Source organism: Pseudomonas sp. BBP2017, from assembly GCF_003024385.1.
Classification (GTDB): Bacteria; Pseudomonadota; Gammaproteobacteria; order Pseudomonadales; family Pseudomonadaceae; genus Aquipseudomonas.
The window spans coordinates 105,223-118,883 of record NZ_PVZN01000007.1 but is presented as its reverse complement, the minus strand read 5'-3'; the positions used below and the strand labels follow the sequence as shown (position 1 = coordinate 118,883).

Here is a 13,661-nt window from a genome sequence, read left to right as displayed (position 1 = left end):
GTACCAAAGCCACTGTGATGAAATGCGATCCCACGCTCTTTCGCCCAGCCAAGCCTGCCCTTGCCGTGAAACCCCGTTTGATCCGCCAACTGCTGATGCCACCTTTGATCATCCTGCTGATGATCGGCCTGGGTGTGGCTGGCTTCATGATCAGCGAGCACAACGGCATCCGCACCTTGAGCGAATCCGGCGAGCGCCAGCTTGAGCTGCACGCACGCGGCGTCGAGAGTGAAATCAGCAAGTACACCTACCTGCCCAGCCTGCTGGAACTGGAAAACAGTGTCTCCAGCCTGCTGACCGAACCCGACGGCGAACATCGCCAGACGGTCAATGAATACCTCGAAGGCCTGAACCGGCGCAGCCGCAGCCGGGCGATCTTTGTCCTCGATACCACTGGCCGGGTCCAGGCCACCAGCAACTGGCGCGATGTCGACAGTTTCCTCGGTGAAGACCTGTCGTTCCGTGCCTATTTCCAGCACGCCGTTCGCGGTCAGCCGGGACGTTTCTATGGTATCGGCAGTACCACCGGCGAGCCGGGCTACTACCTGGCCCATGGCCTGGAAGGACACGGCAAGATCATTGGCGTGGCGGTGATCAAGGTGCGCCTGGAAAGCATGGAAGAACGCTGGCAACGGGCACGCCTGGAAGCCTTTGTCAGCGACGAGAATGGCATCATCATCCTCTCCAGCGATCCGGCGCGACGGCTCAAGTCGGTGCGCCCACTGACCCCGGAAACCAAGGAGCAACTCGCACGCAGCCTGCAGTACTACTGGTGGCCGCTCAACGAGCTGCAACCCTTGTCGCGGGAAACACTTGCCGACGGCGTCGAAAAACTCAGCTTCCCGGCCAACGCCGAGCTGGGCGACGGTCGCCGCGAAGTCGCCTACCTGGCCCAGACCCGGCGCCTGCACGATACGCCGTGGCATTTCACCCTGCTCACGCCACTGCAAGACCTGCGCCGCGAGTCGATCATCCAGGGCGTCCTGGTCGCCGTGGCTTTTGCCCTGCTGGCCATTGTGCTGATTGCCTGGAACGAGCGGCGCAAGGTCATCGCCACCCGCCTGGCCGCCCGTGAGGCACTCGAAGAAGCCAACAGTCAGCTGGAACGCAAGATCACCGAGCGTACAGCCGATTTGCGTGCCAGCAACGAACGCCTCAAGGGGCAGATCCGTGAGCGCCGGCAAGCCGAGCAGACCCTGCGCCATGCCCAGGACGAACTGGTTCAGGCCGGAAAACTTGCGGCCATCGGCCAGATGTCCACCAGCATCGCCCATGAACTGAACCAACCGCTGGCGGCGCTGCGTACGCTGTCGGGCAACACCGTGCGCTTTCTCGAGCGCGGCGCCCTGGAAACCGCCAGCACCAACCTGCGTACCATGAACGAGCTGATCGACCGCATGGGCCGGATCACCGCGAGCTTGCGCTCCTTTGCCCGACGCGGTGACGACAGCGGCCAGGCCTCGCTGGCCAAGGCGGTGGATGCCAGTCTGCAAGTGCTGAGCAACCGTATCGCTGGCTGCCACCTGAAACTGAACAACCAGTTCGACGACCAGCAACTGGCGATCGATCAGACCCGCCTGGAACAGATCCTGGTCAACCTGATCGGCAACGCCCTCGACGCCATGGCCGCGCAACCGCTGCCCGAGCTGTGGCTGGAAGGCCAGCGGCAAGGCGACAAGTATCGCCTGCGGGTGCGCGACAATGGCCATGGCATCGATGATGAGGCCCGCAAGCACCTGTTCGAACCGTTTTTCACCACCAAGCCGGGAGAGCATGGCCTGGGCCTGGGCCTGACCCTTTCCGCCAGCCTCGCCGCCGCAGCCAAGGGCAGCCTGAGTGTCGAGCACCCCGCCAGTGGCGGCACGGCGTTCGTCCTCGCCCTGCCCTTGGTCAATGCCCCTACAGAATCTGCCGAGTCCCTATGAACCAAGCGCCCCTTACCGTCCTGATCGTCGAAGACGACCCGCATGTGCTGCTCGGCTGCCAGCAGGCCCTGGCGCTGGAAGACATCGCCTGTGAAGGTGTTGGCAGCGCCGAAGAAGCCCTGCAACGCATCGGTGATGACTTCGCCGGGATCGTGGTCAGCGACATTCGCTTGCCTGGCATCGATGGCCTGGAGTTGCTGAGTCGGCTCAAGGCCCGTGACAGCAGCCTGCCCGTGGTGCTGATCACCGGCCATGGCGATATCGACATGGCCGTCGGCGCCATGCGCAACGGCGCCTACGACTTCATGGAAAAACCTTTCGCCCCGGAACGCCTGGTCGAAGTGGTGCGCCGCGCCCTGGAACAACGCGGGCTGTCGCGAGAGGTGTTCGCCTTGCGCCGGCAGCTGGCCGAGCAAAGCACCCTGGAAGGCCGGATCATCGGCCGTTCGCCAGTGATGCAGAACCTGCGTGAACTGATCGCCAACGTCGCCGACACTTCGGCCAACGTCCTGATCGAAGGCGAGACCGGGACCGGTAAAGAGCTGGTTGCCCGCTGTCTGCACGACTTCAGCCGCCGCCAGGGCCAACCCTTCGTCGCCTTGAACTGTGGCGGCCTGCCTGAGAACCTGTTCGAAAGCGAAATCTTCGGCCACGAGGCCAACGCCTTTACCGGCGCGGGCAAGCGTCGCATCGGCAAGATCGAGCATGCCAATGGCGGCACGCTGTTCCTCGACGAAGTCGAAAGCATGCCGATCAACCTGCAGATCAAACTGCTGCGTGTGTTACAGGAGCGGACCCTCGAGCGTCTGGGTTCGAACCAGAGCATTGCCGTGGATTGCCGGGTGATTGCCGCGACCAAGTCCGACCTCGACGCCCTCGGCAAGAGCGGGCAGTTCCGCAGTGACCTGTACTACCGCCTCAACGTTGTCACCCTGGAACTGCCACCGCTGCGCGAACGTCGTGAAGACATCCTGCAACTGTTCGAACACTTTCTGCAGCTGTCGTCATTGCGCTTCGATCGCGAAGTCCCGCAACTGGACAGCCAGACCCTGTCACGCCTGATGGCCCACGACTGGCCGGGCAACGTACGTGAACTGCGCAACGTTGCCGAGCGCTATGCCCTGGGCCTGCCAACCTTCAAGAAAACCGGCGCCAGCGCCAATCAGGGCCTGGGCTTTGCCGAGGCGGTCGAGGCCTTCGAGCGCAACCTGCTCAGCGAGGCCTTGCAACGCACCGGCGGCAACCTCAGCCAGGCCAGCCAGGAGCTGGGCATGGCCAAGACCACCCTGTTCGACAAAGTGAAGAAATATGGCCTGGGTTGACCGGCCGACAACACGAGAAAGCACGTGGACCTGATACTCAAAGCCTGCCTCGGCGCGGCCGTGGTGGTGATTCTTGCCGCGCTGGCGAAAACCCGTAACTACTACATCGCCGGGCTGGTCCCGCTGTTTCCGACCTTCGCCCTGATTGCCCACTACATCGTCGGCAAAGGCCGCTCACTGGAGGACTTGAAGACCACCATCCTGTTCGGCATGTGGTCGATCATCCCCTACTTTGTCTACCTGGCGGCCCTGTATGTACTGGTGGACCGCATGCGCCTGGAGCTGTCGCTGGCGCTGGCAGCAGTGGCCTGGCTGGTGGCGGCGACAGTGCTGGTCAGTGTCTGGGTGAAGTTGCACTGAAGGATCAGTACACAGCCAAATGGACATCGGTCAGCCGTTGCGTTGCAAGATAAGGCAGCACGGCCGCCAGCAAAGGCACCTTGAACTGTTCCTGAAAGCGATGGGCCAGACCCGGAATCAATTTCAACTGACTCCCCTGGATGTGCGCAGCCAGGTGCACGCCATGCATCACCGGCAATAGCGGATCGGCAGTGCCATGCACCACCAGCGTCGGCAGGCGCAGGCTGTCAAGCAGCTCGACCCGACTCGGCTCGGCAAGAATGGCCATGATCTGGCGTTCGACGCCTTCCGGGTTAAAAGCCCGGTCATAGGATTGCGCGGCCTGCTGCAACAGCACCTGACGATCATCCTCGACCTGTGGACTGCCCAGGGCTGCCAGCAGGTCAGCCTGTTGCTCCAGGGCCGCTTCGCGGTTCGGCGCCTCGCGCCGTGCCAGCAACTGCACCAACGCTGGGCTAGGTGTCGGCAGGCCCTGAGCACCGGAACTGGACATGATCAAGGTCAGGCTTTCGACCCGCTCCGGGGCCACTGCCGCCATATGCTGGGCAATCATCCCGCCCATGCTCACCCCGAGGACATGGAAGCGTTCGACGCGCAGGGCATCCATCAGCCCCAGGCCATCTTCAGCCATGTCGTTGAGACTATAGGGTGCGGCCACCGACAAGCCGAGCTTGTAACGCAGCACCTGGTAGGTCAGGTTGGCGCTGGCCGGTGCCTGGCGCCAACGGGTCAGGCCAACGTCGCGGTTGTCGTAGCGAATCACCCGAAAGCCTTGTTGGCACAAGGCAACCACCACTTCATCGGGCCAATGGATCAACTGGCCACCGAGGCCCATGACCAATAACAAAGCTGGATCCGAGTCACGACCGATGCTTTGGTAAGCCAGATTCAGTTGTGCAACCTCGACGTGTTCGGTGGCCACGTTGATGTCGCAACGCGACGCCGCAAAAGAAGGTAAAGCGCCGATCAGCGCCAGAAAAAACCAAAATGCCCGCATGGAAGAAACACCAGAATGCAAATCCCCAGTAGAGCGAGAGTCTGATGACTTTCATGAGAGCGCGCTGCCACAAAACCGTGACCGTTTGATGACACTCGCTGAGCGGTCAGCATCATGCGTTGTCGCGGGGCAAGCCCGCTCCCACAGAATGTACTGTGGGCTTGCCCCGCGATGTTACTTACTTCAGGCCAGTTCGCTACGCAGTTGCCGGGCAGCCGCCACCATGTTCACCAGCGCCGCCTCGGTCTCCGGCCAGGCCCGGGTCTTCAGGCCACAATCGGGGTTGACCCACAGGCGCTCGGCCGGGATACGCTTGACCGCCTTGCTCATCAACTTGACCATTTCGGCGGTGTCCGGCACTCGCGGCGAGTGGATGTCGTACACACCCGGGCCGATGTCGTTGGGGTAGTCGAAGGCTTTGAAGGCCTCCAGCAGCTCCATGTCCGAACGCGAAGTCTCAATCGTAATCACGTCGGCATCCATCGCCGCGATGGCTTCGATCACGTCGTTGAACTCGCTGTAGCACATGTGCGTATGAATCTGGGTTTCATCACGTACGCCACTGGAGCACAAACGGAAGGCTTCCACCGCCCAGTCCAGGTAAGCCTGCCATTGCGCCCGGCGCAGCGGTAGACCTTCGCGGAAAGCCGCTTCATCGATCTGCACGATCTTGATGCCGGCCGCTTCCAGGTCCTGTACCTCATCACGGATAGCCAGGGCCAGCTGCTCGGCCTGTGCCTTGCGCGACACGTCTTCACGGGGGAACGACCACATCAGCATGGTCACCGGCCCCGTCAACATGCCTTTCATGACCTTGCTGGTCAAACGCTGGGCATACTCGATCCAGGCCACGGTCATCGGCTGAGGACGGCTCAAGTCGCCGTAGATGATCGCCGGTTTGACGCAGCGCGAGCCATAACTCTGCACCCAGCCGAATCGGGTGAAGCTGTAGCCATCCAGTTGTTCGGCAAAATACTCGACCATGTCGTTGCGCTCGGCTTCGCCGTGCACCAGCACGTCCAGGCCAAGACGCTCCTGTATCTTCACGGCGTGGCGGATCTCGCTGTGCATCGCGTCGGTATAGTCGTTGGCCGATAGCTTGCCCTGCTTGTAAGCCTGGCGTGCCAGACGGATCGCCGAGGTCTGCGGGAACGAGCCAATGGTCGTGGTCGGGAAAGCCGGCAGTTGCAAGCGCTGGCGCTGGGCTTCGATACGTTGGGCAAAAGCCGACTGGCGTTGGCTATCCGCGGCGGTAACCGCTGCCAGACGCGCCTGGACTTCAGGCTTATGGATACGCGGCGACTGGCTGCGGCTGTGCTGCACGGCGCGGCTGCTGGCCAGAGCGTTTTGTACGCCTGGCAGGTGAGGTGCCTCCAGGGCCTTGGCCAGCACAGCAATTTCGTCACACTTCTGCACCGCGAACGCTAGCCAGCTTTTCAGTTCAGCATCGAGTTTATCTTCCCGCGCCAGGTCTACCGGGCTGTGCAGCAACGAGCAGGAACCGGCAACCCAGAGATTGGCGCCGAAACGTTGTTTAGCCTGGTGCAACTGTTCCAGCGCCTTGTCCAGATCGCAGCGCCAGACGTTGCGACCGTTGACCACGCCCAGCGACAGCACTTTGTAAGTGGGCAGGCGGTCGAGCACCGCTGGCAGTTGCTCCGGGGCACGTACCAGGTCGATGTGCAGGCCGTCCACCGGCAGGCCGACGGCCAGGCCAAGGTTGTCTTCCAGACCACTGAAGTAGGTCGCCACCAGCTTCTTCAACGGCGAGTACTGCAGGATGTGATAGGCGCGTTCGAAAGCGTTCTTCCACTCTTGAGGCAAATCCAGACCGAGGATCGGCTCATCGATCTGCACCCATTCCACCCCCTGGCGCGCCAGGCGGCTGAGGATTTCACCGTAGACCGGCAACAGCCGCTCCAACAGGTCAAGCTTGTCGAATTCAGCACCCTTGGCCTTGCCCAGCCACAAGTAGGTCAATGGTCCGATCAGTACCGGTTTGACCGCGTGGCCGAGGGCCTGTGCTTCGGCGACTTCGTCGAACAGCTGTTCCCAGCTGAGCAAAAAGCACTGGTCGGCGCTGAACTCCGGCACCAGGTAGTGATAGTTGGTGTCGAACCACTTGGTCAGCTCTTGGGCATATTGCGCCTGGCCGTGCTCGCCACCACAGCAGGTGCTGGCACCACGGGCCATAGCGAACAGGGTATCGAGGGTCGGCAAGCCATTGCTGCCCAGGCTCTTGGCGAAACGTTCGGGAATCGCACCGAAAGTCAGCGAGTGGCTCAAGACCTGGTCGTACCAGGCAAAATCACCGACCGGCAGCAACTCGATACCAGCATCCTTTTGCAGCTGCCAGTGGCGGGCACGCAGCTCACGCCCTACCGCCTGCAGACCGGTTTGGTCGATATCGCCCTTCCAGTAGGCTTCTTGTGCTTTTTTCAATTCGCGGTCAGCGCCAATGCGCGGAAAACCAAGGTTGTGGGCCAATGCCATGACTGTCGTGCTCCCAGTAAAAGATGGCGCTATTGTCGACAGACAGGGCAATATGAGACAAACTCAATAAATTCGTGTTCATCTCAAAATTTACTCATGGAGCACCTGGTGCTGGAAATTCGCCACCTGAAAACCCTGCACGCCCTGCGCGAAGCCGACAGCCTGGTAGAAGCCGCTGAACGGCTGCACCTGACCCAGTCGGCACTGTCCCACCAGTTCAAAGAGCTGGAAGAGCGCCTGGGGATGCAGCTGTTCATGCGCAAGACCAAGCCGATCCGCTTCACCAGCGCCGGCCTGCGCTTGCTGCAACTGGCCGATGCCACCCTGCCCTTGCTGCGCGGCGCCGAACGCGACATCGCGCGCCTGGCCGGTGGTACCGCCGGGCGTCTGCACATGGCCATCGAGTGCCACAGCTGTTTCCAGTGGCTGATGCCGACCATCGACCAGTTCCGCGACGCCTGGCCAGAAGTCGAGCTGGACCTGGCCTCAGGCTTCGCGTTTGCCCCGCTGCCGGCCCTGGCTCGCGGCGACCTGGATCTGGTGGTGACATCCGACCCGCAGGAGCTGGCAGGCCTGACCTATGTACCGCTGTTCACCTACGAAGCCATGCTCGCGGTGGCCAATCAGCACCCGCTGGCCAGCAAGCCCTACATCGTGCCCGACGACCTCGCCTGTGAGACGCTGATCACCTACCCGGTGGAACGCGATCGCCTGGATATCTTCACCCGTTTCCTCGAGCCCGCCGATGTCGAACCGGCACAGGTACGCACGGCGGAACTGACGGTGATGATGATGCAGTTGGTGGCCAGCGGCCGCGGCGTCTGCGGCATGCCGCACTGGGCCCTGCACGAGTACAGTTCACGCGGCTACGTAAAAGGTAAGCGCCTGGGCGAGAAAGGCCTGTTCGCCACCCTGTATGCGGCAGTGCGCACCGATATGCTCGATGCGCCGTACATGCGCGACTTCCTGCTGACGGCCAAGGACACTTCGTTCTCCACCCTTGATGGTGTCAGCGCAGTGCGCTGAGCCTCAGGCCAGTTTGCGCTGCTCCTGCACCAGGCGCAGCGCGAGGCCCGCCAGAACGAACCCCATCACATAGCGCTGCACCATCAGCCACAGCGGGTAGCGTACGAACCAGGCCGACAACCCGGCGGCAAACAAGGCGATCAACAGGTTCACCGAGAAGCTCACGCTGATCTGGGTCAGTCCTAGCACCAGGCTCTGGGCCAGCAGCGAACCATGCTCCGGGGAGATGAACTGCGGCAGGATCGACAGGTAGAACATTGCTACCTTGGGGTTCAGCACACTGGTCAGAAAACCCATCATCACCAGTTTCGCCGGCGAGTCCGGGCTCAACGCTCGGGCTTCAAACGGCGAACGCGCTCCGGGTTTGACTGCTTGCCAGGCCATCCACAGCAGGTACGCGGCACCTGCCCACTTGAGCAGGTCATAGCCCAGTGGCACGGCCATGAACAAGGCGGTCAGCCCCACCGCCGCAGCGGTCATGTGCACCAGAAAACCGGCGACCACACCCACCAGCGAAGTGATCCCGGCCATGCGGCCCTGGCAGATCGAACGTGAAATCAGATAGATCATGTTGGGCCCCGGGGTCAGGACCATCAACAAGGCGGCACCGGTGAACAGCAGCCATTCGTGAGCGGGGATCATTGGCATTCCTTTGCAAATGGAAAATCAGGCAGGTTGGCTAGTTAAGCGCCGGTACAGGGGCAGAATCAAGTCCCGGGTCAGCGGCGCCAGCTCAAGTGTCAGCTGCTTGCGGGCCGAGACCCAGACCAGCTCTTCAATCTCTGCGCCAGGCTCGACCGGCATCGCGGTGCGTACCTGAAACAGCTCGGCCTGGACTTCATAACCTGGTTCGTTAGCTGCCGGGGCGCTGAACTGGCCGAGATAGTCGGCGTCTTGTGGGTCGATCTGCAGGCCAAGCTCTTCGAACAGCTCACGGGCCAGGGCGCTGAGCGGTTGCTCATCAGCTTCGATCTTGCCGCCAGGCTGCATGAAGGCCTGGGTGCCGCGCTTGCGTACCAGCAGGGTTCGGCCTTGGGGATCGAGCAGGAGCGCGGCGGCGATGCGGATGGTTTTGCTCATGGGAGACTCGTCGCTGAGAAAGCGCGCTAGGATCACATGTTGAGGATGGCTGGACAACCCGGTGGATGCGGGCCCGCTCCCACCGCCTGACGAATGTACCTTGCAAGCTGCTGCTGTTAGCCGGATAAACAGCCCATGAACCTACCTGCCCTGAACCACCCGGAACTGGCTGCCTTCCACCCTGCGGTGCGTACCTGGTTCGAGCGTCACTTCCCGACCGTGACCGCCGCTCAGGCGCAAGCCTGGCCGCTGATCCGGCGCGGTCAGTCGCTGCTGGTGGCGGCGCCCACCGGTTCAGGCAAGACCCTCAGCGCCTTTCTGGCAATCCTCAATGAATTGTTCGAACAGGGCCTGAGCAGCGGACAACTGCCAGATCAGACCCAGGTGGTCTACGTCTCGCCCCTCAAGGCGCTGTCCAACGATATCCAGATCAACCTGCAAGCACCGCTGGCGGGTATCAATGAGGCACTGATCGAGCACGGTCGTGAACCGCTAGCGCTACGCACGGCAGTGCGTAGCGGCGATACCCCACAAAAGGAACGCAACGCCATGCGCCGTCAGGCGCCGCATATTCTGGTGACCACCCCCGAATCGCTGTATGTGCTGCTCGGCTCCGACTCAGGACGCCAGGGCCTTGCCAGTGTGCATACGGTCATCGTTGACGAGATCCATGCCCTGGCCGGCAACAAACGCGGTAGTCACCTGACACTCAGCCTTGAACGCTTGCAGGCGCTGTGTGGCCGGCCGTTACGCCGTATCGGCCTGTCGGCCACCCAGCGCCCGGTCGAACGGGTGGCCGAGTTTCTGGTCGGCAGGGGCCGGGACTGCGCCATTGTCGACATCGGCCATGCCCGCACCCGCGACCTGGCCCTGGAAGTGCCACCCGTCCCTCTGGACGCAGTCATGGCTACCGACGTCTGGGGCCTGGTGTATGACCGCCTGGCCGTGCTGGCCTGCGAGCATCGCACCACCCTGGTCTTCGTCAACACCCGCCGTCTGGCCGAGCGCCTGACCCGGCACCTGAGCGAACGCCTGGGCGCGCAGGCTGTAGCCGCGCATCACGGTAGCCTGGCCAAGGAGTATCGCCTGGATGCCGAGCAGCGCCTCAAGCGTGGTGAGCTACAGGTACTGGTGGCTACGGCCTCACTGGAACTGGGGATTGACATCGGCGAAGTCGAACTGGTCTGCCAGATCGGTTCGCCCGGCTCCATCGCCGCCTTTCTGCAACGGGTCGGGCGCGCCGGGCACCAGGTCGAGGGCACGCCCAAAGGTCGCCTGTTTCCACTGTCCCGAGACGATCTGATCGAATGCGCGGCACTGCTCGACTGTGTGCGCCGGGGCGAGCTGGACCTGCTGCAGATTCCCCGGGTGCCGCTGGATGTACTGGCCCAGCAGATCGTTGCCGAAGTCAGCTGCCAACCCTGGCAGGAGCAAGCGCTGTACGACTGCCTGCGCCAGGCCATGCCCTATGCCGAACTGGATCAGGCGCATTATCAGGCCCTGCTGCGCATGCTCGCAGAAGGCTTCAATGGCCGCCAGGGTGTACGTAGCGCCTACCTGCACCGCGATGCCGTCAGCGCCAGCCTGCGTGGACGCCGCGGCAGCCAGCTGACCGCGCTGACCAGCGGCGGCACCATACCCGATAACGCCGACTATGCGGTGCTGCTTGAACCCCAGGGGTTGAACATCGGTAGCGTCAATGAAGATTTTGCCGTGGAGAGCATGGCCGGTGACATCTTTCAGCTGGGCAATACCTCTTATCGCATCCTGCGGGTGGAAAGCGGCAAGGTGCGCGTCGAGGATGCCAAAGGGTTGCCGCCGAGCATCCCGTTCTGGCTGGGTGAAGCGCCGGGGCGCAGTGATGAGTTGTCGTTCGCGGTCGCCCGTCTGCAAGGCGAGATTGACCGACGCCTGAGCGAGTCTGCCGGTCAATTACAGGACTCGCTCGTCTGGCTGCAGGAGGAGATCGGCCTTGGCCCGGACAGCGCCGAACAACTGCTCGATTATCTGTCTCGAACACGCCAGGTTCTGGGGGCGCTGCCCTCACAACAAACCCTGATCATGGAGCGTTTCTTCGACACCGCCGGCGGCACCCAGCTGATAATCCACAGCCCCTTTGGCAGCCGCATCAATCGCGCCTGGGGGCTGGCACTGCGCAAGCGTTTTTGCCGCACCTTCAATTTCGAACTGCAGGCCGCCGCCAGCGAAGATGCCATCGTCCTGTCGCTGTCCACCAGCCACAGCTTTGTGCTGGACGAGGTGTGGCGCTACTTGTCGAGTAGCAACGCCGAATCGGTGCTGATCCAGGCCTTGCTCGATGCGCCGTTGTTCGGCGTACGCTGGCGCTGGAACGCCAGTACCGCCCTGGCCTTGCCGCGCTTTGTCGGCGGACGCAAGGTGGCGCCACAAATTCAGCGGATGAAAAGCGAGGACCTGATTGCTGCAGTGTTCCCCGACCAGATCGCCTGCCTGGAAAACATTGCCGGTGAACGGCAGGTTCCCGATCACCCGCTGGTTGAGCAGACCCTTGATGACTGCCTGCATCAAGCGATGGATTGTGAAGGCTGGTTGCGTTTGCTGCGACGCATCGAACAAGGTCAGATCAGCCTGATCAGCCGCGACCTGCCGGCCCCCTCGCCGCTGGCTGCGGCGATTCTCAATGCCCGGCCCTATACCTTTCTCGATGATGCACCACTGGAAGAGCGGCGCACCCAAGCAGTACAAAGTCGCCGCTGGAGTGATGTACACAGCGGCGATGACCTTGGTGCCCTGGACACTGAGGTCATTCGTGCAGTGGAAATCGAGGCCTGGCCAACGCCTGCGCGCTGCGATGAAATGCACGAAGCACTGATGAGCCTGGCCTGCATCAGTCAGGATGAGGTGACGGCCAACCCCGGTTGGCAAGTTTGGCTGGAGGAACTGCGCGTGGCAGGTCGGGCCTGCTGCCTGCACCTTACTACCGGACCGTCCCTTTGGCTGGCTCGCGAGCGCCTGATGCTCCTGCGTGCGGTCTACCCTCAAGCGCAGATAGCACCAGACCTTGCAACACTCCGCGGATTCGACCATCCCTTCGATGGCGAGACGGCGCTGGTGGAAATGCTGCGCGCACGCCTGAGCGGTTTCGGGCCGCTGACGCTCGAGCAGATTGCCGAGCCTTTGCACCTGCCTGCCAGTGATGTCGAACAGGCTCTGGTACGCCTTGAAGCTGAAGGTTACGTGATGCGCGGTTACTTCAGTCCCGGCCAACACAGCCTGCAATGGTGCGAACGGCACCTGCTGGCACGCATCCATCGCTACACAGTCAAACGCCTGCGGCGGGAGATCGAACCGGTCAGCCTGCAGGATTTCATGCGTTTTCTGTTCGACTGGCAACACCTCGCGCCTGGCACTCACCTGCAAGGTCCGGCGGCGCTCAGCGAAGTGCTGGGGCAATTCGAAGGCTATCCAGCGGCGGCCGCCGCCTGGGAAAGCGATTTGCTGCCCAGCCGGATCAGCGACTACAGCCCGCGCTGGCTGGACGAAAGCTGTCGCGCCGGCAAGCATGTGTGGGCACGCCTGGCCCCCGGCGCAGCCAGCACTACTCTGCGCAGCACACCGCTGGTGCTGCTGCCACGCACGCAGTTGAACCTGTGGCGCACACTCGGCCCCGCCCTCGACAGCAGCGAACTGAGCCTGCGCGCGCAACGGGTTCACACAATGCTGAGCGAGCACGGGGCGTTGTTTTTCGATGAGCTGGTCAGCGATGTCCACCTGCTCCCCAGTGAACTGGAAAATGCTTTGCAGGAGCTGGTGGCCGCTGGCCTGGTCAGCGCCGACAGCTTCGCTGGCCTGCGTGCGCTGATCACCCCGGCGAGTAAACGCCAGAACCGTAGTCATCGCCGTGGTCGCGGCGCCCTGTTCGGGGGTATGGAAGACGCCGGGCGCTGGGCCCTGCTACGCAAAACCTCGGCAGCCGACAACCGTGATGACAGCCTGGAACACGTCGCCCGAACCCTGCTGCGCCGTTATGGCGTGATCTGCTGGCGGCTGCTGGAACGCGAGGCCGACTGGCTACCCAGCTGGCGCGAACTGTTGCGTTGCTACCACCGCCTGGAAGCCCGCGGCGAAATCCGTGGCGGGCGCTTTATCAGCGGCCTTGCAGGCGAACAGTTCGCCCTGCCCGAAGCCGTGGCGCTGTTGCGCGAAGTTCGCAGACGACCGTTGGACGGCAGCCTGGTTGCCATAAGCGCCAGTGACCCGTTGAACCTGATCGCTACCTTGCTACCGGGCAACAAGGTGCCAGCGCTGAGCGGCAACCGTCTGCTCTATCGTGATGGCATACCAATCGCCACATTAATTGCCGGCAAGGTTCAGATGCTCATTGCAGTGGAACTGGCGCAGCAAGGCGAACTGCGCAACCGCTTGATCCGCGAGCCGGGATGCCAGTACTGACAGGTTTTCGAGAATGATTTTCACTCC

The 13,661-nt window shown here is 62.5% G+C and carries 9 protein-coding genes; 5 read left to right on the top strand and 4 right to left on the bottom strand.

Going from position 1 to position 13,661, the window contains the following annotated elements; genetic code table 11:
* Positions 1–17 precede the first annotated feature (17 nt).
* Genes C6382_RS11490 through C6382_RS11480 form a run of 3 tightly spaced genes read left to right on the top strand, consistent with a single transcriptional unit; the run spans position 18 to position 3,607 of the window.
* Positions 18–1,925 carry an ATP-binding protein gene (locus C6382_RS11490; RefSeq protein WP_107024602.1) on the top strand — a complete coding sequence of 636 codons (1,908 nt, stop codon included), beginning with the start codon at positions 18–20 and terminating at the stop codon, positions 1,923–1,925.
* Positions 1,922–3,247 (top strand): sigma-54 dependent transcriptional regulator, encoded by a 1,326-nt coding sequence (locus C6382_RS11485; protein ID WP_107024601.1) that lies wholly within the window; start codon positions 1,922–1,924, stop codon positions 3,245–3,247. Before C6382_RS11490 ends, C6382_RS11485 begins: the two co-directional genes overlap by 4 nt.
* A gap of 33 nt (positions 3,248–3,280) precedes the next feature.
* Positions 3,281–3,607 carry a GlpM family protein gene (locus C6382_RS11480; protein ID WP_167335138.1) on the top strand — a complete coding sequence of 109 codons (327 nt, stop codon included), beginning with the start codon at positions 3,281–3,283 and terminating at the stop codon, positions 3,605–3,607.
* Between the two features lie 4 nt (positions 3,608–3,611).
* On the opposite strand, the gene C6382_RS11475 is transcribed toward C6382_RS11480, so the two are convergent.
* Positions 3,612–4,604, bottom strand: a complete 993-nt coding sequence (locus C6382_RS11475) for an alpha/beta fold hydrolase (protein ID WP_107024600.1) — start codon at positions 4,602–4,604, stop codon at positions 3,612–3,614.
* A gap of 183 nt (positions 4,605–4,787) precedes the next feature.
* Positions 4,788–7,097 carry a 5-methyltetrahydropteroyltriglutamate--homocysteine S-methyltransferase gene (metE, locus tag C6382_RS11470; protein ID WP_107024599.1) on the bottom strand — a complete coding sequence of 770 codons (2,310 nt, stop codon included), beginning with the start codon at positions 7,095–7,097 and terminating at the stop codon, positions 4,788–4,790.
* Between the two features lie 108 nt (positions 7,098–7,205).
* On the opposite strand from metE, the gene metR reads away from it, so the two are divergent.
* On the top strand, positions 7,206–8,123 hold the full coding sequence (gene metR / locus C6382_RS11465; RefSeq protein WP_107024678.1) for a transcriptional regulator MetR: 918 nt from the start codon (positions 7,206–7,208) through the stop codon (positions 8,121–8,123).
* Between the two features lie 3 nt (positions 8,124–8,126).
* Here metR and C6382_RS11460 read toward each other — a convergent pair whose 3' ends face one another.
* Both C6382_RS11460 and C6382_RS11455 read right to left on the bottom strand, forming a co-directional pair.
* Positions 8,127–8,765 carry a LysE family translocator gene (locus C6382_RS11460; RefSeq protein WP_107024598.1) on the bottom strand — a complete coding sequence of 213 codons (639 nt, stop codon included), beginning with the start codon at positions 8,763–8,765 and terminating at the stop codon, positions 8,127–8,129.
* Between the two features lie 24 nt (positions 8,766–8,789).
* On the bottom strand, positions 8,790–9,203 hold the full coding sequence (locus C6382_RS11455; protein WP_107024597.1) for an NUDIX domain-containing protein: 414 nt from the start codon (positions 9,201–9,203) through the stop codon (positions 8,790–8,792).
* A 135-nt stretch (positions 9,204–9,338) separates the two neighbouring features.
* On the opposite strand from C6382_RS11455, the gene C6382_RS11450 reads away from it, so the two are divergent.
* On the top strand, positions 9,339–13,634 hold the full coding sequence (locus C6382_RS11450) for a DEAD/DEAH box helicase (RefSeq protein ID WP_107024596.1): 4,296 nt from the start codon (positions 9,339–9,341) through the stop codon (positions 13,632–13,634).
* Positions 13,635–13,661 lie beyond the last annotated feature (27 nt).